This window comes from Neobacillus sp. BF23-41 (assembly GCF_041106275.1).
This window is the reverse complement of record NZ_JBGBPR010000001.1, coordinates 609,107-628,274: the sequence shown is the minus strand read 5'-3', so window position 1 is coordinate 628,274 and position 19,168 is coordinate 609,107. Positions and strand designations below refer to the sequence as shown.

Annotated in this window: 18 protein-coding genes; 10 read left to right on the top strand and 8 right to left on the bottom strand. The window is 37.0% G+C overall.

Annotated elements, in window-relative coordinates; all coding sequences use genetic code 11:
* Nucleotides 1–40 precede the first annotated feature (40 nt).
* The 6 genes from AB7942_RS03020 to AB7942_RS02995 all read right to left on the bottom strand — a co-directional run bounded on the left by AB7942_RS03020 (nt 41) and on the right by AB7942_RS02995 (nt 5,478).
* Nucleotides 41–238 carry a hypothetical protein gene (locus tag AB7942_RS03020; protein WP_335437833.1) on the bottom strand — a complete coding sequence of 66 codons (198 nt, stop codon included), beginning with the start codon at nt 236–238 and terminating at the stop codon, nt 41–43.
* Nucleotides 239–313: 75 nt separating this feature from the next.
* On the bottom strand, nt 314–523 hold the full coding sequence (locus tag AB7942_RS03015; RefSeq protein ID WP_088085981.1) for a YheE family protein: 210 nt from the start codon (nt 521–523) through the stop codon (nt 314–316).
* An 85-nt stretch (nt 524–608) separates the two neighbouring features.
* Entirely contained in the window at nt 609–1,655 is a 1,047-nt protein-coding gene (locus AB7942_RS03010) for a YheC/YheD family endospore coat-associated protein (RefSeq protein WP_369445721.1), read from the bottom strand.
* Nucleotides 1,652–3,016, bottom strand: a complete 1,365-nt coding sequence (locus tag AB7942_RS03005) for a YheC/YheD family endospore coat-associated protein (RefSeq protein WP_369445720.1) — start codon at nt 3,014–3,016, stop codon at nt 1,652–1,654. The genes AB7942_RS03010 and AB7942_RS03005 overlap by 4 nt, the downstream gene beginning before the upstream one ends.
* The gene (locus AB7942_RS03000) at nt 2,994–4,097 is read right to left on the bottom strand and encodes a YheC/YheD family endospore coat-associated protein (protein ID WP_369445719.1); all 1,104 of its coding nucleotides are present in this window, start codon (nt 4,095–4,097) and stop codon (nt 2,994–2,996) included. The genes AB7942_RS03005 and AB7942_RS03000 overlap by 23 nt, the downstream gene beginning before the upstream one ends.
* A 1-nt stretch (nt 4,098) precedes the next feature.
* A complete protein-coding gene (locus tag AB7942_RS02995; RefSeq protein WP_369445718.1) occupies nt 4,099–5,478 on the bottom strand; it encodes a YheC/YheD family endospore coat-associated protein in 1,380 nt (459 codons plus the stop codon).
* A 195-nt stretch (nt 5,479–5,673) separates the two neighbouring features.
* On the opposite strand from AB7942_RS02995, the gene AB7942_RS02990 reads away from it, so the two are divergent.
* The 4 genes from AB7942_RS02990 to AB7942_RS02975 all read left to right on the top strand — a co-directional run bounded on the left by AB7942_RS02990 (nt 5,674) and on the right by AB7942_RS02975 (nt 9,980).
* Entirely contained in the window at nt 5,674–6,021 is a 348-nt protein-coding gene (locus AB7942_RS02990; RefSeq protein WP_168242412.1) for a YlbF/YmcA family competence regulator, read from the top strand.
* 302 nt (nt 6,022–6,323) lie between these two features.
* Nucleotides 6,324–7,193: a Cof-type HAD-IIB family hydrolase gene (locus AB7942_RS02985; protein WP_369445717.1), complete on the top strand. Its 870-nt coding sequence runs from the start codon at nt 6,324–6,326 to the stop codon at nt 7,191–7,193.
* A gap of 221 nt (nt 7,194–7,414) precedes the next feature.
* Nucleotides 7,415–9,034 carry a long-chain fatty acid--CoA ligase gene (locus AB7942_RS02980; protein ID WP_369445716.1) on the top strand — a complete coding sequence of 540 codons (1,620 nt, stop codon included), beginning with the start codon at nt 7,415–7,417 and terminating at the stop codon, nt 9,032–9,034.
* A gap of 154 nt (nt 9,035–9,188) precedes the next feature.
* Nucleotides 9,189–9,980, top strand: a complete 792-nt coding sequence (locus AB7942_RS02975; RefSeq protein WP_369445715.1) for an enoyl-CoA hydratase — start codon at nt 9,189–9,191, stop codon at nt 9,978–9,980.
* Nucleotides 9,981–10,017: 37 nt separating this feature from the next.
* Here AB7942_RS02975 and AB7942_RS02970 read toward each other — a convergent pair whose 3' ends face one another.
* Nucleotides 10,018–10,203, bottom strand: coding sequence for a YhzD family protein (locus tag AB7942_RS02970; RefSeq protein ID WP_335713274.1), 186 nt, complete (start codon nt 10,201–10,203; stop codon nt 10,018–10,020).
* Nucleotides 10,204–10,325: 122 nt separating this feature from the next.
* On the opposite strand from AB7942_RS02970, the gene AB7942_RS02965 reads away from it, so the two are divergent.
* From AB7942_RS02965 to AB7942_RS02940, 6 genes are all read left to right on the top strand, one after another.
* A complete protein-coding gene (locus AB7942_RS02965; RefSeq protein ID WP_369445714.1) occupies nt 10,326–11,225 on the top strand; it encodes an ABC transporter ATP-binding protein in 900 nt (299 codons plus the stop codon).
* On the top strand, nt 11,218–12,471 hold the full coding sequence (locus AB7942_RS02960; RefSeq protein ID WP_369445713.1) for an ABC transporter permease: 1,254 nt from the start codon (nt 11,218–11,220) through the stop codon (nt 12,469–12,471). Before AB7942_RS02965 ends, AB7942_RS02960 begins: the two co-directional genes overlap by 8 nt.
* A gap of 198 nt (nt 12,472–12,669) precedes the next feature.
* Complete coding sequence (locus AB7942_RS02955) at nt 12,670–13,890, top strand: metallophosphoesterase family protein (protein WP_369445712.1); 1,221 nt, start codon at nt 12,670–12,672, stop codon at nt 13,888–13,890.
* A gap of 18 nt (nt 13,891–13,908) precedes the next feature.
* Nucleotides 13,909–16,914: an AAA family ATPase gene (locus AB7942_RS02950; RefSeq protein WP_369445711.1), complete on the top strand. Its 3,006-nt coding sequence runs from the start codon at nt 13,909–13,911 to the stop codon at nt 16,912–16,914.
* 50 nt (nt 16,915–16,964) lie between these two features.
* Entirely contained in the window at nt 16,965–17,909 is a 945-nt protein-coding gene (gene yhaM, locus AB7942_RS02945; protein WP_088085995.1) for a 3'-5' exoribonuclease YhaM, read from the top strand.
* Nucleotides 17,910–18,023: 114 nt separating this feature from the next.
* A complete protein-coding gene (locus AB7942_RS02940; protein WP_088085996.1) occupies nt 18,024–18,236 on the top strand; it encodes a sporulation YhaL family protein in 213 nt (70 codons plus the stop codon).
* A 45-nt stretch (nt 18,237–18,281) separates the two neighbouring features.
* Here AB7942_RS02940 and AB7942_RS02935 read toward each other — a convergent pair whose 3' ends face one another.
* Nucleotides 18,282–19,154 carry a peptidylprolyl isomerase gene (locus tag AB7942_RS02935; RefSeq protein ID WP_088085997.1) on the bottom strand — a complete coding sequence of 291 codons (873 nt, stop codon included), beginning with the start codon at nt 19,152–19,154 and terminating at the stop codon, nt 18,282–18,284.
* Between the last annotated feature and the right edge of the window lie 14 nt (nt 19,155–19,168).

Below are 19,168 nucleotides of genomic sequence, written 5' to 3'. Positions count from 1 at the left end.
TTAATGCCGGCTAGCCTATCATATATGGTGGTAATATAGATTAGTCGCATTCATAGGGTGGTTGTTCTTCAAGAAACTCATGGGCTTCTTCGATATTAGTTGTATCATGGCGGGAATGAACGGAACCACCAGACATGCCTTCGTTAATCATACGGTCCACATCCATGAACACCTTATCTCTGCCTTCATAAGCCGAACCTAAATCCGTTACCTTGTCTTTTCCTTTATCCAAAACCATCATCCCTTTCCGTAAACTATTTCTAGTTTGTGGAAAAGGTGAGTTTTCATACACTTTAAAGATCCCGGCATTACATTATTCATAAACATGGTAAAGCATCAGCTCATGGATTTGGCTTGATAATGCCTCGATCTCATCTCGTTCAGGCACATTTGTTGTCCATTCTATATTCCCTGTTTGATGATAAATTCCGGTGACTCTTTGCTTTTTATGATAAAAGGAAAAATTCCATCCCGGAATATTTTTATTTTCAAATAATGGCTTGAATTGAAAGTGCATTAACATCGTGAAATCCCCCTTTTAATTTACTTACTATTAGCTTAACTTGTTTGGGAGATTTTTTAAATAGAATTTTCTGTCAATTTTTTCATTAGATCTGAAAATTTGAGAGTTGGAAGAATAAGCGGCAAAGTTGCTCAATTTTCTTTTCTTCTATTTCGTGTTCGTCAAAGCTCATGGGTTTGGAATTTACCTCGTAAATATAGTACTGCCCCGTTTTACTTACCCCAGCGTCGATGGAAAATTCACCGAAATAGCCAAATCGGTCAGATAATGCCCTTCCAATATAAGGGATAATTGTTTCGATAAATTGATCATGCTTTTCAGAATGCAAAATTTCATAGGGCAAGAGCCTCCCACCGGAGGGTATATGAGTAGTAATTCCTTGTTCTTGTGATTGCCTAATCCCAATCCCAGTTAAAATGTACTTACCTTCATCTGCGTGGGCAAGGATACGAAAGTCGAAACGATTACCTTCGTATTCAGCTGATGTTATTTCCTCTTGGGCTAGGTAGTTTTTCTCAAGTAGCTCCTTGCCCCAGATAGCCCAAAAATGATTAAAGGATTTATAAATTTCCTGAAGATTGATTCCTTCTAATTGAACCTTGGAAGAACCCATCAACTTTAAGCGGAAAATCCCTTTTCCTTTCGATGATTGCGCAGGTTTTAAATATATGCTTATTTGCTTCTGCAGAAAAGTGATCAAGTCCTTTTTTTGCTGGATGAGGATTGTTTGCGGCAAAAAGGTTTGCAAAAACGGATGGGTTTTAAGTAATTCATATAACTCAAATTTATCGATAAAACATGGATTGAAAAAAGGGATATTTTTCTCCTTTAAAACCGAAAAAAAACGTTGGTATTGCTCATTTTGTTCTGACTTTCTGAAAGGAACCCGATTATAAACCAGGTTTGGATAAGGGAATATTTCCTTAACCCAGTGATTTTTATCAGGTGAATAGGTATAGCCAGTAATATGATCTGTATCTACATCTTCCGGAGTAAAGACAAAGCTTATTCCATCAAGTGAAATAAGCTTCTTTTGTAATGCTATAAAAAGCGGGCCATTACCCGCAATAGAACCATTTGATTTTCTCGCTGACATAATACCAATCAGTGGCCCTGCTTGATTGGCTTTCATGTGAATAACTCCTCTGGGTGTAATAATGATTGCTCGGTAAGAAAGACAGCAAACGCAATGGACAATTTACGTGTTAGCAAATCAAAATCTTTCAATTCGGGATGAGAAAAGATGGTCCTTCCAGGTTTGGAATTTGCTTCAAAGAGCCAAACATCTCCATTTCGGTCGATACCTAAATCAAAACCAATCTCACCAATAATGCCTTCTACATTCCTATCCAAAGAACTGCTTAAAAGAAGGGCGGCATGAGAGAGTCTTTCTTTATACAAAGTACGTTCATCCCCTGAGAATATTTCTTCGAGCGTTTTAACAGCACCACCGCTTCTTTTATGAGTGGTTACGCTGCCAGGGCCAGCAATTTTCGCTGCAATCGCTGATACATGCCAATTTCCCAGATCATCTTTATTCGTGTGGACGCGAAAATCAATTGGTCTTGATTCGCTTCTGAGTAAATTAATGCCCTGCTGTACCAACATTTTTTCAAGTGATTGATTGGCGAATACGATACCCATCAATCGTTCTAAACTTGAAAATCTTCGCAAACGATTTACACCACTTTCATCTTGGTAGCGGCAAAAATAATCATCGGTGTGCTTGTCATATATTATTTGGTGAACACCTAAACCAAGACTGCCATTTTTAGGTTTAATAAAAACATGGCCATGGGTAGAAAGCATAGTCTCGATTGAGGAGAAGGATGTAAATGGCAGTGTTTCTGGTAGGAAGCTTGCAACTATGTCATCTTGAATAAGCCTTTCATGAATATCAAGCTTATTAAAAAATCCAGGATTATACCATGGAATAAGGTATTCCTTTTGCAAGCGGTCACGCACCTTAATTAATTTTGGGTTATTTTCACTTCTCCGATTGGGCAGCCGATCATAAATAACATTAGGAAAAGGCACTTCAAGCGTCTCCCATGCATTATTTTGAAAAATGTACCCTTCTATGATTCCTTGGTCCCAATCAATATGCTGTTCTCCAAATACAAAAGGTAAAGCACCCACCATTTTATTAACGGATAGAAGTTTTGAAAAGAACAATGTTCTTTCACCAATAGGTTCCAAAGGCAGTGAGGTAAATCCCGCTGTGAAAATACCTACAAGTGGACCGATAATAAGACTATGGTTATTGAAAAAGACATGAAGTGGAGTGTTGAGATTAGGAAAATGGAGTGCTTTTTGAATTTTTCTGCTTATCGAAACCCGGTCATCCTTATCAGGATGAGGAATAAAATCAACTTCTATGGATCTCGAACCAAAGGCAATCCTTGTGATCTCTTTATCTTTAAGAAATGATGGAGGACAGAAAACAACTAATTGATCATTTTGAGCAACTTCAATGAGATAATGTTTTCTCATAATAGCTCTTCCTTTCTTTTGAATCTATCAGGGTTAAGTGTTTCCCGTAAAGCAATGGGGCTAGGTTCAGAGAATCTTTAAGGTCTGGTTGAGTTTGCAAGAGCACTTTTCGCCCTGGTTTCGAATTTACATCCAAAATCCAGATTGAACCATTTTTCGCGATGCCAATATCTACTCCGAGTTCAAATAATGGTAAAAATGCATTTTCAAGAAGTGGAGGAAGATTGGTGAGAATGTATGCTAATTCTTGATTAATATATTCCCTAGTAGCAGGTGGGAGAGAAGGTGACCAATCGGCAAAGGGGAGGACGGTCCCACCAGCACTTAAATTTGATAAAATACCGCCAGTATTTCCTCTACGAATCCCTCTTCCTAATTCGCTCCATTTCCCATCCATATTTTTTTGCAGTAGGACGCGAATGTCGAAGGGCTGCAGTTGATTATTTGATAATTCAAGATATGGTTGCAGTAAGTATTGACGATTACAAATGAGCGATTGTAACCACTGGGTTAGCTTCGTTTCATTTGGGAAAATCCGTGAAATAATCTTCTTTTGTTTTTCAGTTTTAACATGAAAGGATTTTTCATTTTTTTTCAAATAGTAAATGCCATTCCCTTGCGATCCGTTAATGGGCTTTAAAATAATCCTTTTCTTTGTTGTTAATTCATTTAATACGATGTTAGTATCGGAAACAGATTGAGTTACAGGTAAGTAAGCTGATAAAACTGTTTTTCTTAATTCTTCATAGAGTTCTAGTTTATTTGGCAGCCCATATCCTAAAAAGGTTATGTCAGTTCTGGTCTTTAGCCAAGATACAATCGGAATGCATTGTTTGGAATGCTCATCATCACCGTAAAAACAACGGTCATAAATAATCGTTGGAATGTGAAATTCACTGTCGACCCAGGATTTTGTAGTTAAATTAAATTTTTCCCCTTTTACTTGAAGTGTCAGCGGATCTATTTTTGAAGGGATGAAGCGGTAGCATTCCATCCCACAGGATTCTGCAAGGTTCGCGATTTCGTTTATATAGGACTGTTCACTTTCCATGCTAACTGTCATTATTCCAAATGCAATCAATTTAATGATCCTCCTTTACAATTGTAGATTCAAATGCAAGCAACGTACAAAATTGGATGAGCGCCTTAGCTGACGGCCTTATTTTTCCTAACCCATCCTCAAAGTTTTTAGAAGGTTTAGAGTTTACTTCTATTATCCACAGCTGTCCCTCTTGATCGACCCCGATGTCGATCCCTAATTCTCCGGTTATCCCTGTTGAAGAACCACTAATAGTCGAAGCCGTTTCAAGCGCTAATTTCTTCATAAGTGCAAACACTTCTACAGATTTTTTTTGGTCGAAACAGGTACGTAGAACATTTAAGGGTTTGAGGATTCTCCCGCCCCTAGCGATGTTGGAAACGAACTCATCTTCCGCTGCGACCCTTGCCACAATCGAGGTAACTTGCCAATGGTTGTTTAGATTTTTGTGACACAAAACTCTAAAGTCCATGGCACAGGATTCATAAGTAACTAACTCTATCCCCTGTTGAATTATATAAAAACGATTATGAAGTATTTGCTTTATAAGTTGGTGGACTTCATCTAAAAGATAATTATTTCTAGATCTATCGTTAAGAGCAGCGATAGAGGTTTGTAAAGAGAATTGGCTATCTTCTTCCTTTTTCAATTTCATAATATTTCTGCCTTGACTGCCATGAACTGGCTTGATAAATACCGTTTCAAATTCTTGAGTAAGTTCATATAAGTGTTCTTTTGTATAAATTTTGGTTTTTGGTAAAAACGGAAAAAGATGTTTCTCATGAAATATTTGATTATATACTTCCCATTTTGAAAGAAAGCGTTCATTAAAAAGTGGGATCAGCAAGGCTTCAAGTTTATTACGGAAATGCTTGAATGGCTCAGAGTGTTCAAGTTTGCGGGAATGGATTCGATTGTAAATTACATCTGGCAAGGGATGTTCAAAAGGACTCCATTTCCCATTTATAAGGTAATACCCACGATTTAAAAATTGATCATAGGAAAAAACATAAAAAAAGCCGCCAATCTCGGTAATTCCATGATGAAGCTCCTCGCAAAAAGCGTGAATAGAACGAAAATGGGGTTCCTCTTCCATATTTGAAGGGAAATCAGTTAATAGTCCAATCACAGGCCCAAGCTCAAGTGTAAGTAAATCAGGATGATAGATAGCCTGAAATTTATATTCCTGAATGGGGAGACAAAAATCTTTTAAGATATTTTCGGGTATAAGCATCATATTTGGGTCCATTTCAATCGTTTTGACTTTTGTTTTTATCGTCTTGTGTCCTAATTTGATATTTAAGTCAAGGTTATGATTCACTAGTAAATTGGTAAACAATTGGTTAGACATTTGCACAAAGCAGTCATTTTTATTTTTTTGTTTCCTTGGTTTAATCGTTATTGGAGTTATTGGAAAAAACATAAGCATTCCTCAATTTCTACCTAGAGCTTATAGGCATTAGTTGATATAGTAATGTATGTAACATTAATCTAGATGGTGATATTAACATTCTCGCATTTAAGTGAATAGTTTGTTATAGTTGATTCAGAATAGAAAAGCGGAAGCGCCCGTTTAGCGGCGCTGGAGCTAGACATCATTAAAAAGGAGTGGATAACAATGGCAGTTAATTTATATGATTCCGCCTATGCGTTAGAAACAGCCATTCGTCAAAGTGAAGAATATACCCAACTACAGCAAGCTTATAAAGAGGTAAATGCTGATCCAGCAGCAAAACAGATGTTTGATAAGTTCCGTCAAATCCAAATGGACCTGCAGCAGAAACAAATGATGGGGCAGGATATATCAGAACAAGAGGTCCAACAAGCACAATCAACTGTTGGACTCGTTCAGCAAAATGAAAAAATTGCTCGGCTTATGCAAGCAGAACAACGGATGAGCATGGTTATTGGGGAATTAAACAAAGTGATCATGAAGCCATTAGAAGACCTTTATGGAAAAATGTAAACTCAGTTAGAAAAGCCTTGGGAAAAGTAACCGAAGGCTCAGGTTGTCGAAAAACTTTCGATAGCCTTTTCTTTTATTCCCCTTCTTTAATAATTCACCGCGTTAATTTGTAATAATAATATATAGGATTATCAATAGGCCAGTTAGCAGGGACAATCAATTAATAATTTCACCCCTACCTAACGACTATGCTTTGGTCAATATGCCTGCAAGGTAAAGCTTCCGCTTTTCTGTTCTATAAATGCCTAAAAAATCATAAAAGTGATATAAAGGCTAATTCACCAAGAACAGGGGGCAACGTAATGATTTATCGCTTGCTTGCTTTAAATATTGATGGCACACTTCTCCAAACAAATGGTAAAATCCATAGATCAACAAAAGAGGCAATCGAATATGTTCAACAAAAAGGGATCTATGTCACACTCGTAACATCAAGGAGTTTTCCTTCTACAAGGAAAGTAGCGAAGGCCTTAAAAATAAAATCACCATTAATCACTCATCAAGGCGCTTTTATTGCCAGTTCAGAGGACAAACCAATTTATGTGAAAAGGATAAATGAAGATATAACCTACGATACAGTAAGCTTCTTAGAGGCCCTGCCATGTCAAATACGTCTAGTCCACGAACAATTTTCATTAGCAAATAAATTAAAATTAAATAATAATTTGTTGGCTAAAACCGTTTTTACCTCAGGAGATCCAGTCTTCTATTCGCAGCAATTTGTTTCATCACTATCTGAATATTTACATGACCAACCAGTGAGCCCCCCTAAGATTGAAGTATATTTTGAAGAAGAGAGTGACCTTCAAGATGCCAAAAAGGCACTTAGAAAAATGTTTACGGAGATTGAATTGATTGAGCTTGACTCGTTACGGTTAGATATTGTACCCGTGGGTGTTTCAAAGTTATCAGGGTTATCCTACCTAGCGAGCCAACTTGGAATCCATCGAAAAGAAATGGTCTATATCGGTGATGGTCTAGATGATATTCCATTGCTTGAAGCCGTAGGTCTTGGAGTATCAATGTGGAATGCCGATTTCGAAGTAAAGAGAGCATCCGATTGGGTTACCAGGTCAGAGAATGAACATGGTGTAGCTTATATGGTCAAAGAACATTTTAGAAAGCAGCAACCAATTGAGTTTTTAAGAAGGATGAACATTATTAAAAAATAACCCTTGTAAAGATATCAGTGGCAGTGCCGTTGATATCTTTTTTGTTTTGAATTATTTATCCAGAATAACTTCTACTATATGAATTTATTTTATGGGATTTTTCGTGTAATCTCGTTTCTTATAAAGGAATAATCTATCGTAATGACGAATAATTTATAAAGTTGACCATATTTTTTGTATTCATTTAGGTAAACGCTTTCATATTTGGAGGGGATATATCTATGATGCAAACCGCTTTAACGATGACACAAATGATGGAAAGGGCAGAAAAGTATTTTCCAAAGAAAAAAGTTATATCAAGGACTGCAAGTGGCATCCATACATTTACTTACAAACAAATTGCTGAAAGAACAAGAAGGCTTGCAAGCAGCTTGGTAAAGTTAGGCGTATCAAAAGGCGAACGGATCGGAACACTGGCATGGAATCATCACCGCCACCTAGAATCTTATTTTGCTATTCCGTGTATGGGGGCTGTTTTACATACAATAAACCTTCGCCTTTCCACACAGCATATTTCCTATATTATTAATCATGCAGAAGATAAAATTCTCCTCGTTGATTCGGACATCCTTCCATTGCTTGAAAAATGTGCCTCTGAATTGAAAACCGTTAAAGCTTTTATCATTATGACCGATGAAAAAGAACTACCTAAAACAACACTCTCCCCAGTCTATCATTATGAAAGTCTATTATCCGAAGCCGATTCTACTTTCCAATACCCTGTTGATATTGATGAAAATGATCCGGCTGGAATGTGTTATACATCGGCTACTACTGGTAATCCAAAAGGAGTGGTATATTCGCATCGAGGTATCTTTCTACATAGTATGGCGCTTGGACTTGCCGACAGCGCAGCTTTAAGTGAAAAGGACATTGCACTCCCAGTGGTCCCAATGTTTCATGTCAATGCATGGGGGATGCCATTTGCAGCGGTCTGGTTTGGAACATCGCTTGTTTTGCCAGGCCCATATTTCACACCTAAATTGATTGCAGAACTCATTGAACAGGAACGAGTAACAATAACGGCTGGGGTTCCAACCATTTGGCTTGGATTATTAAAAGAGCTAGATGAAGGATCCTATGATATGAGCAGTTTAAGAGGGGTATTATGCGGTGGGTCTGCAGCACCTAAAGGAATGATTAAATCCTATGAACAACGGCATAATATCCCATTCATGCATGCCTATGGGATGACAGAGACTAGTCCCTTAGTTGTTATTTCAAATTTAAAAAGCTATCAAGAAGAGTTAGATGCAGAGGAAAGGCTAGAAATAAGAGCCAAACAGGGAATTCTTGTCCCAGGCTTAGATTTAAAGGTGGTTGGCAAAGCTGGAGAGGTCAAATGGGATGGTAAAGAAATGGGCGAATTGTGTATCAAGGGTCCATGGATTGCTTCTGAATACTATAAAGATGAACGGACAAAGGATGCTTTCCGTGAAGGCTGGCTTCATACTGGGGATGTTGTCACAATCGATGAAGAAGGTTTTGTCAAAATTGTCGATCGCACAAAGGACTTAATAAAGAGCGGTGGCGAATGGATATCTTCGGTTGATTTAGAAAATGCATTAATGGCACATGAGGCTGTTTTTGAAGCGGCGGTTGTTGCTGTACCACATGAGCAATGGCAAGAACGTCCAATAGGCTGTGTCGTTATAAAAGAGGCATATAAGGGGAAAACAACGAAAGAAGAACTATTGGATTTTTTAAAGCCGCAATTTGCAAAATGGTGGATTCCTGATGATATCCTCTTCCTAAATGAAATTCCTAAGACATCGGTTGGTAAATTCCTGAAGATGACTTTAAGGGATCAAGTGCAAAAAGATAGGATTCGAAAAGCATAAGTAAGGAGGACAAGGGATATTCCTTTGTTCTTTCGGCTGTGCATAAGAATAAAAAATAAAATGTGGAAAATTCACTATATTTAAAAAACTTTTATTTATTTATCCCATCAATTCCCTATATAATGGAATTGACAAGAGGATTGGAGGGTTGGGCATGTCGATTAATTTTATTACTGATAAGGTGAATGTGAAGGTTGCTGGCCGTGTTGCAACATTAGAAATGAATAGACCCGAAGCTTTAAACGCAATGGACCTAGATATGATTAGGGGGCTTGTCTGCAAGCTTAAAGAAATCAGTGAATCCGATGAAATTGATATTGTTGTAATAACCGGAAAAGGTAGAGCCTTTTCCGCTGGCGGTGATATTAAAACAATGATTTCAAGCATGAATGAAAACGAACTTTATCTAGTCATGGATAGCATTAGTGAGCTTATTATTACTCTTTATAGTATGCCGAAATTAACGATTAGCGCTGTATCAGGGGCAGCAGCAGGCTTGGGATTCAGCCTAGCATTAGCTACAGACCATATCATTGCTGAAAAGACTAGTAAGTTTGCAATGAATTTTATCGGAATTGGTTTGATTCCTGATGGAGGTGCCCATTTCTTTTTAGAGAAAAAATTAGGAGAAGCAAAAGCGAAACACGTAATCTGGGACGGTAAAATGATGAATGCTGCTGAGGCATTGGAGTTGGGGTTAATTGAAGAGGTAGCGACTGGAACGCTTCAGGAGACATTAGATGCTAGAATCGCAGATTGGTTAAGCAAACCGGTTCAAGCAATGATAAAAACAAAAAAAATATTAGCAGACATGAATCGTCCATATTTACTAAAAATATTAGAATTAGAAAAACTCTCCCAACAAAAAATGCGTGAAACGATTGACCACCAAGAAGGGATTCGAGCATTTATTGAAAAAAGGCCACCTAGATTTATAGGAAAGTAAACAAAGAAGCCACCCGGCTTCTTTGTTTTTAGCCTTTTTAAGAATGAAACAGTACTAACTTTCCACTTGGCGAGGTGCAGCGATGTGTACGTTCTAATAAGTTTTTTTCAGTTAACATCTTTTCGGCTAATTCTTTTGCAGCCTCATCATGTTCAGCCTGAATAGATTCATCTAAAATCTTTTCTCCATTGGTTTCAAATGCTGTTAATTTATAAGTCTTCATTCCACCAACCCCTTAATAAACTAATGTTACTTTATATTTTCACATAATTTAAAAAAAAGCGCAAAAAGAAAGTGAAACCATTTTGTGCAATATTCGTAATTAAATGGAGAGGAGTGTGTGAAATGGGTCTGATACTTGAAAATGTCACGAAAAGGTTTGGAGATTTTGTTGCTGTTGACGATTTATCTTTAGAAATACCAGAGAAAGAAATGTTTGGCTTTTTAGGGGCAAATGGAGCAGGAAAAACAACGACATTCCGTATGATATTAGGTCTACTCGATTCTAGCGGTGGAAAGATTACATGGGACGGGAAGCCGATTGATTATTCTTCGAGTCACTTAGTCGGTTATCTTCCGGAGGAGCGAGGCTTGTATCCAAAACTTAAAGTCCGTGACCAAATTGTCTATTTAGCAAGATTAAGAGGGATGCAAAAGACGGAGGCACTTGCAGAATTAAGGTCATGGCTTGAGCGATTTAAAATTCAAGAGTATGAAAATAAAAAAGTCGAAGAACTTTCCAAGGGGAACCAACAGAAAATTCAATTCATTGCTGCTGTCGTGCATAAACCGAAATTATTAATTCTCGATGAGCCATTTAGCGGGCTTGACCCGGTAAATGTGGAAATGCTGAAGGAATCAGTTTTATCCTTAAAAGAAAGTGGAGCAACCATCGTGTTTTCGAGTCACCGGATGGAACATGTAGAAGAAATGTGTGAGCATCTTTGCATTTTACACAAAGGAAGTCCAGTGGTCCATGGTTCATTAAAAGAAATAAAGCGATCGTTTGGTAAAAAGAACTTGGTTATCCATGCTGATTTTTCGTTAGATTCCTTAAAAAGTTATTCTGGTGTTGTTAAGTCAAAACCTACTATGGAAGGAATTCATCTACAAATTGAAGGAGAGTACATAGCCGAAAAAATTCTTAAAGAGATAGTAAATCAAGGGTTTATTCGGAAATTTGCTCTTGAAGAGCCTTCTTTAAATGATATTTTTATTGAGAAAGTAGGTGACTCTTATGAATAGTTTCTGGATTATTTTGTTCCATACTTATTTAAACAAATTAAAAACAAAATCCTTTATCATCACTACCCTTTTAACGGTTGTAATCGTCTTAGTCTTAACTAACTTATCAAATATCATTGATTTATTTGATAAAAATGATGGGAAAGAAATGGTTGTTGTTTTAGATGAAACAGGACAATTATACAAACCATTGGAAAAACAAGTTAGATCAATTAATAAAAATATTAAACTGTCTCTTTACGAGGGCAGTGAAGCTGAAGCTGAAAAAGCGGTAGAAAAGGGAGATTATCAAGGAATTCTTCTGCTTAGTTTCAATGATGAAAAACTGCCAGAAGCACAATTTAAAGCCATGAGTATTGCTGATTCAGCCTTGTTTACTGATCTTCAAACGAGCCTCCAGCAATTAAAAACAATGCTTGCAGCTTCTCATATCAATCTGACACCTGTCCAGCTTCAAAAGCTTTATGAACCCGTTTCTTTTGAGAAAATTGCTCTTGAGAAGAACGCAAAAACAGAGGAGGAATTAGATCAAGCAAGGGGTCTTGTCTACGTCCTGCTATTTATCATTTATTTTTCAGTTATTATGTATGCAAATATGATTGCCATGGAAGTTGCGACAGAAAAATCTTCAAGGGTAATGGAAATCTTAATATCAAGTGTCTCACCGATTAAGCAAATGTTTGCAAAAATAATCGGAATAGGTCTTTTAAGCCTGACACAACTTGCTGTCTTCCTGTCTGTAGGCTATTTCTCACTTAAACAAAATATGGAATCCTTAAAAGGAGGTTTTTTTGGTGTATATGGTTTTGGTGATATCCCTGGAGATACGATCGTGTACGCGGTCATTTTCTTTATTCTAGGCTATTTTCTTTATGCAACACTTGCAGCATTTCTCGGGTCACTTGTCAGCAGAATTGAAGATGTTCAGCAAATGATTACGCCAATGACCATGCTCGTTGTTGCTGGATTTATGATTGCTATGTTTGGCTTGGGAAAGCCTGATGCACCGTTCATCACGATAACATCTTATATACCGTTCTTTACACCAATGATCATGTTTCTGCGTGTTGGAATGTTGACAATTCCAGTCTGGGAGGCTCTATTAGGAATAGCTATCCTTGTAACAACTATTATTTTCTTAGCGATATTTGGAGCCCGCGTATATCGTGGCGGCGTCTTAATGTATGGACAGTCAAACTCCTTTAAAGATATTAAAAAAGCATTACAGTTAACTAAGAAAGAATAAAGGTGAACTTTAGCTTTTACCAAGGTTAAAAGTTTGAGCTTTTACCAAGGTTAAAAGTTTGAGCTTTTACCAAGGTTAAAAGTTTGAGCTTTTACCCCAGGTAAAAGCTCTTTATTTTTTCATCCCACTATTAACAAGAACGTGCATTCGTATTTCAGAGGTGCTACAATGGAGAAAAGATGAGGAAAGGAATTTTTTATGAAAAAGATATCGTTTATTCATGCCGCTGATCTGCACTTAGACAGCCCGATGGTTGGATTAAAGTATTTGCCGCATAACATCTTTTTACGAGTGAAAGAAAGTACGTTTACAGCCTTAAAAAAGGTTACGGCAGCTGCGATTTATCATCAGGTTGACTTCGTTATATTAGCAGGCGATTTGTTCGATGGTGAGGACCGCAGCTTGCGGGCACAATCCCGCTTTCGGACCGAGATGCAAAAGCTTGCAGAAAAAGAAATTCCTGTTTATATCGTCCATGGTAATCATGATCATTTAAACGGGTCCTGGGTTCACCTCGACATGCCACCAAATGTACATGTTTTTAATAATGAGGTAGGAACCAAAGTTTTACATACAAAGAGCGGAGAAATCATCCATCTATATGGCTTTAGTTATCCGACGAGACATGTCTTTGATAGAAGAATAGATGATTATATAAAGAAAGAAGGAGCCGACTTCCATATCGGAATTCTTCATGGAAATGAGAGTTCTGGGGTTGAGCATGATAACTATGCTCCTTTTACAGTTAGTGATTTGCTTCGAAAAGATTTTGATTATTGGGCATTGGGCCATATCCATAAAAGAACGATCCTATCTGATAAACCGCCGATCATTTATCCAGGCAATATCCAAGGTAGAAATAAGAAAGAAACAGGAGTAAAAGGAATTTATTATGTTTCGTTAACCGAACTTGATCTGAAAATGACCTTTTTAGAAACAGCTGATATTATTTGGGAAGAGGCAGTGGTTGATGGATCTTCAGCCAGAAGTTTTCATGAACTATTACAATTATGCCAAACTCAAATCAATAGTGTACGGAAGGAACAGAAGGGGACGCTATTATCTCTTGTTTTGAAAAATATTCAATTAGACGATGAACGGGAAAAAAGAAGCGTTGATGCCGATCTTTTAGAGCTTCTCTTAGAGGATGAAAAAGATGAGGAATCATTTGTTTGGATTGTCGACTTAACCATCACAGTTAGTCAGCAAATAGATAAAGAACAAATGAAAAGGGACGCTAATTTTTATGCAGAGCTCTTTGATACCATTGACCATTATGACGATGTGGAGCATGCTTTGGCTCCATTGTACGAACACCATTTAGGGAGAAAATATTTAGCTCAGTTTACGGCTGCAGAGCAAAAAGAACTAGTCGGAAAAGCAGAGAAGTTGCTTATACAATTACTTTATCAAGCTTAGGGAAGGTGTGAGGAAGATTTGAAAATCCTCGAACTACACATATACGGGTATGGGCAATTAGAGAATGTCCAAATTACCAACCTTCACGATTTTCAAGTTTTCTATGGAGAAAATGAAGCTGGTAAGTCCACAATTATGGCGTTTATCCATGGCATCCTATTCGGTTTTCCTACAAAACAACAATCATTAGTGCTCCGATATGAGCCAAAACATAGTACCAAATACGGCGGAAAAATTAGAATTTATCATGAAAGTCACGGCGGGGCTGTGATTGAACGTGTTAAAGGAAAAGCTGCCGGCGATGTCAAGGTCGTTTTGGACAATGGTAGGATGGGCGGCGAGGAATTACTTAAAGAATTAACTGGAAACTTTGATAAAAGCTTATTTCAAGCTATTTTTTCTTTTAATTTGCAGGGTTTGCAAAATATCCATCAAATGAAAAGTGAAGAGATAGGGAAATTCCTATTTTCCACTGGAACATTAGGAACTGAAAGGCTGTCAAAAACAGAAGGTTTCCTGCAAAAAGAGTTAGATGCGCGCTTTAAGCCTTCAGGAAAGAAACCTTTATTAAATGAAAAGTTACAAGCACTTCATGAAATCAATGAAGAATTGAAAATAGCAGAAGCAAAAAATAAAAATTATTCAAATTTAGTAGAAAAGAAAGAGATGCTCCAGGAAGAACTAACCGGAATAAACGGGTCTATACAGGAGCTTGGGACAATGATTGAAAAACTAAATGAATGGAAAAGGATCGAATCCACCGTCAAGGACGAAAAGTGGACATCGAAGGAGCTAAAGGAACTAGGAGAGATTGGGTTTCCGGCACGTGGTATTGAACGGGTCGAAAACATAAATCAACTCATCCATCCTTATCGTGCTGAGATTAACAGTATGACCGAAAGAATTGGAATTTTAAAAAAAGAAATAGCGATGATTCAGCCAGACCATTCTTTTCTAAAAAACGAGCCGGCTCTTCTTTCCCTGCTTGACCAAGTCCCGCTCTTTGAGCAATTAAAACAGGAGAAACTGAAATGCGAAACGAAACTTTTAACTATTGAAGAAGAGCTTTCTATAACTAAAGAAAAGCTTCATTTAAATTTAAATGAGGAAAATATCTTTTCTATTAATACAAATATTTATATGAAAAACCAAGTTGATGTAGTTTCTCGGAAAGTTCAAAGGCTAGAAGAAGTAAAGGAAGAATTAGAAAATCAATATCAAGAAGAAAAAGGCAATTTAGAAGAAATAGAAAAAGAGGTCCGACTAGCAGAGAGACATGTTCTAACTGTACAGGAACGGTTGCGGCTTGAAGAGAAGTTAGTTTCGGGAAATGATAAGAAGAGCATTGAAGGAGAACTAAGGGCCTTACAAGACAAAATAGAATTCTATCAACAGATAAATGAACGAGATAAAGCTACTTCAGCAAAGCAAGATAAGCAGAAGAAACTTCAGTTTTATCTTTTTGAGTTTATTCTAGCTGCTGTAACACTTTATGGCATACTTTCAAAGCAGTGGTTTTTAGTTACTTTAGGTTTACTAGGGTGTATTTTAATAGCCATTTTTATGACTAAAACAAAGAAGCAATCGAAGGAAGTAGACCTAAATCAAACATTAAACGGTTTACGAGAAAAGGAAAAAGAGTTAACGAAAATACTCCAATCAGCTGAATATATAGAAATAACAAATCTTGAGGAGCAGTTAGAGCTTGATAACCAGAGGAAAGAAGAACTGCAAATAGTAAAAATGAAGTTAAAGCAGCAGCAAGCTCAATATGAAAAGGTCATTGCAAAATTTGAACAATGGGAATTGGAGTCAGCTCAAAATAAAGGAAAGCTGTTATCAATTAGCAATGAATTAAGGATTCCTGAATATATTGCAAATTCCTTTTTACTTGAAGCATTTGAACTAATTGAACACTATAAGTTGATTTATAGAGAGAAAAAACAATTACATTCAAGAATTGAGCAAATAAATCAGCAGCAGGAAAAAATATTAAAGAGTCTCCATCATTTTGAGAAGCTTTATTTAAATGAAAAAGGTTTAGATTTGTATAATGCTGCCTATGTATTGCGAAACAAGTTGAAAGAAGAACATAGCAAGCTAATAACGAGTCAAGAGAGACTAGCTAAGCTTACCGACCTTGAAGCTGATTTAAGTCAAAAGTCTCAGGAGTTGTCTCATCTGCATTCAGAATATAAAAAACTTATCTCTTCTGCACAGGTGGAAACGGAACACCAATTTTATGAACTTGGAGCAAAGGCAGAAAAGAAAGTAAAGCTGACTGAAAGATTAGAATCACTGCAGAGCCAACTACAATATTCCATTCTTTCTGAACAGGAACGGGAAAACTTCCTCAAAATGCGACCTAGTGATGAATTACTGACTGAATGTAATCAGGAGGTCCAATTATTACAAGCAAAATTAAAAAAAATTCTGGAAGAACAAGCTTCCATTAAGTATGAAATTCAAGTCCTAGAAGAGGGCGGCATTTATTCAGATATTCTCCATCACTACAAGCAGAAAAAATTTGAATTTGAAGAGGCAGCGAAAGAGTGGTCCGTCTATTGTTTAGCACAAGAGATCCTCTCAGATACGATTGAAAAGTATAAAAATATTCATTTACCAATGATGCTCTCCAAAGCAGAGGAATATTTATTGTTTCTCACTGATGGCAACTATCATAGGATTCACTTACAGGACACAGGATCGGGTTTTTTAGTTGAGCGCAAGGATCGTACTATATTTGAAGCAAATGAACTAAGCCAAGCTACAACGGAACAATTATACGTAGCCATTCGACTTGCCTTTGCAGTTACGTTATATGAGAAACATCTGCTCCCAATTATTATTGATGATAGTTTTGTAAATTTTGATGCAAATAGAACAGAAAAAGTGATAGAACTACTAAAAGGGCTGGAGCGAAATCAACTATTATTTTTCACTTGTCATAAACATTTGCTTCCACATTTCCCAAGGGAAAATGTTCTTTTTTTAGAAAAAGGTGCTGTTCAGATAATTTCATAGAGTGATAATTGGATATGTTATACTCTTACTAGTGGAAAGGACGTGAAATTATGGGTAAAGGAATATTAAAGCATGAAGTAGGGGAACAGGTGGAACTTTTTTTATTAATAAAAAGTTCTACTAAAGGAATTGCAAGTAATGGCAAACCTTTTTTAACACTAATTCTCCAAGATAAAAGCGGGGAAATAGAAGCAAAGCTTTGGGATGTTAATGAAGAGGATGGAAAGAGTTATGCACCACAAAGCATTGTAAAAATACAAGGTGATGTGCATAGTTATCGAGGGAAAAGTCAGCTTAAAATCCGTCAAATTCGCCGTACTGGGCCGTCAGATGGCGTAAAATTGGATGACTTCTTGGAGACCGCTCCACTAAGCCAAGAAGAAATGTCAGGCAAACTCACTCAGTATATTTTTGAAATGAAAAATCCTAATATCCAAAGAATTACACGACATTTAATTAAGAAGCATCAGGCGGCTTTTTTAGAGTTTCCAGCAGCAACTAAAAATCATCATGAGTTTGTGTCAGGACTTGCATATCATGTTGTCAGTATGCTTGATCTGGCCAAATCAATTGCCATGCTTTATCCAAGCCTTGACAAGGATTTACTCTATGCAGGGGTTATTTTACATGATATGGGTAAAGTATTGGAACTTTCCGGTCCCATTTCGACGGTCTACACGATTGAAGGGAATCTGCTTGGGCATATTACGATTATGATTAATGAAATAGGCAAAGCAGCTGAAGAACTCGGTATTTCTGGGGAAGAAGTCCTTATTCTCCAACATCTTGTTCTAAGTCATCATGGAAAAGCAGAATGGGGCAGTCCAAAACCGCCAATGATTAAAGAAGCTGAGATTTTACATTATATCGATAATCTTGATGCAAAAATGAATATGCTTGACCGTGCATTAGAAAGAGTGAAGCCAGGTGAATTTACCGAGCGGATTTTCGCCTTGGATAATCGTTCCTTTTATAAGCCAGTTTTTCATAAATAAAATAACCCTCATTTGGGTTATTTTTTTTGCTTTAAAAGGTAATATGAATAATTTCATTTTAAGTGAATATCATTTAATAAAGGTGGACAACCACTAAGAAAGGAGCAAGAAAAATTGACTATTCCTATTTGGGTATATGCTGTTGTGGTTGGTATTGTAGTGAGTGCACTAATGGCACTGAAAACAGGAAGAGAAGAGCGACTAATGGAAATGGAAAACATTGAGCAGGAAGGCGAGATCTATATGAAACGCCTGGAGAGAGAAAAGGAATTGAAGGAAGAACTTAAAGAAGAACTAAAAGAAGAACTTAAGGCAACAGGTGAATAAGAAAAGCGGAAGCGCCCATAGGAGGCGTTCCGCTTTTTTCATTTCTTATTGTGCAGCAGTTGCTGCTCCTGTTTGTGGTTTAAGTGCGTCTTTTAAGTCTTTATCACTAACCTTTACATCAGCAGCCTTTAGTTCACGTTCCATAGCTTTATTAATTTCTTCTGTAGTTAATTTAGATGATTTTACTTGAGTTTCAATTTCGTCCTTCATTTCTGCGTATGGTTTTTTCTCTTTTTTATCTGTTAATTGGATAATATGATAACCAAATTGTGATTTTACTGGAGCACTAATTTCATTGACTTTTAAAGCATATGCAGCTTTTTCGAAGTCAGGGTCCATCTTTCCAGTTCCAAACCAGCCTAAGTCCCCGCCGTTTGCTTTAGAACCTTCATCTGTTGAATACTGTTTTGCCATATCTTCAAATTTTGCTCCACCATCAAGCTTTTTCTTCACTTCATTTGCTGTTTTTTCATCAGCAACAAGGATATGACGAGCCTTTATTTCAGGTTGATAAGTAGCGTAGTAATCCTTTAATTCCTTTTCAGTTACCTTAACGCCTTTCATCGCAGCTTTTTCCTGCATCATGCCGAGCTTCATCGTTTTCTTCAAGTCATCTTCGCTTTTATAACCATATTGTGCAAGCGTAGATTCAAAATTTGCACCAAGATCTGTTTTTAATTGGTCGATTTTCGCATTTAATTCCTTATCAGTAACCTTGTATTTCTTAGATAGAACTTTTTCATATACAAGCTGCTGAAGGGCTTGGTCTCCGTATTTATCCTTCATTGTGTTGTAAAGTTCTTCTTGGGTAACGTTACCAACTTTGCTCTCTGCCACTGTATCAGATCCGCTTTGATTACATGCAGTTAATGCAAGTACTCCACCAGCCAATGAAAGGGCTAATAACCATTTTTTCATGATGAAATCTCTCC

What these genes read in the sequence shown, in the direction of transcription:
- AB7942_RS02970 (WP_335713274.1), bottom strand. Translation starts at nt 10,203, where the DNA reads ATGAAGACTTATAAATTAACAGCATTTGAAACCAATGGAGAAAAGATT.
- AB7942_RS02990 (WP_168242412.1), top strand. Translation starts at nt 5,674, where the DNA reads ATGGCAGTTAATTTATATGATTCCGCCTATGCGTTAGAAACAGCCATT.
- AB7942_RS02985 (WP_369445717.1), top strand. Translation starts at nt 6,324, where the DNA reads ATGATTTATCGCTTGCTTGCTTTAAATATTGATGGCACACTTCTCCAA.
- AB7942_RS02965 (WP_369445714.1), top strand. Translation starts at nt 10,326, where the DNA reads ATGGGTCTGATACTTGAAAATGTCACGAAAAGGTTTGGAGATTTTGTT.
- AB7942_RS03005 (WP_369445720.1), bottom strand. Translation starts at nt 3,016, where the DNA reads ATGAGAAAACATTATCTCATTGAAGTTGCTCAAAATGATCAATTAGTT.
- AB7942_RS02960 (WP_369445713.1), top strand. Translation starts at nt 11,218, where the DNA reads ATGAATAGTTTCTGGATTATTTTGTTCCATACTTATTTAAACAAATTA.
- AB7942_RS02935 (WP_088085997.1), bottom strand. Translation starts at nt 19,154, where the DNA reads ATGAAAAAATGGTTATTAGCCCTTTCATTGGCTGGTGGAGTACTTGCA.
- AB7942_RS02975 (WP_369445715.1), top strand. Translation starts at nt 9,189, where the DNA reads ATGTCGATTAATTTTATTACTGATAAGGTGAATGTGAAGGTTGCTGGC.
- yhaM (WP_088085995.1), top strand. Translation starts at nt 16,965, where the DNA reads ATGGGTAAAGGAATATTAAAGCATGAAGTAGGGGAACAGGTGGAACTT.
- AB7942_RS02995 (WP_369445718.1), bottom strand. Translation starts at nt 5,478, where the DNA reads ATGTTTTTTCCAATAACTCCAATAACGATTAAACCAAGGAAACAAAAA.
- AB7942_RS03020 (WP_335437833.1), bottom strand. Translation starts at nt 238, where the DNA reads ATGGTTTTGGATAAAGGAAAAGACAAGGTAACGGATTTAGGTTCGGCT.
- AB7942_RS03010 (WP_369445721.1), bottom strand. Translation starts at nt 1,655, where the DNA reads ATGAAAGCCAATCAAGCAGGGCCACTGATTGGTATTATGTCAGCGAGA.
- AB7942_RS03015 (WP_088085981.1), bottom strand. Translation starts at nt 523, where the DNA reads ATGTTAATGCACTTTCAATTCAAGCCATTATTTGAAAATAAAAATATT.
- AB7942_RS02955 (WP_369445712.1), top strand. Translation starts at nt 12,670, where the DNA reads ATGAAAAAGATATCGTTTATTCATGCCGCTGATCTGCACTTAGACAGC.
- AB7942_RS02980 (WP_369445716.1), top strand. Translation starts at nt 7,415, where the DNA reads ATGATGCAAACCGCTTTAACGATGACACAAATGATGGAAAGGGCAGAA.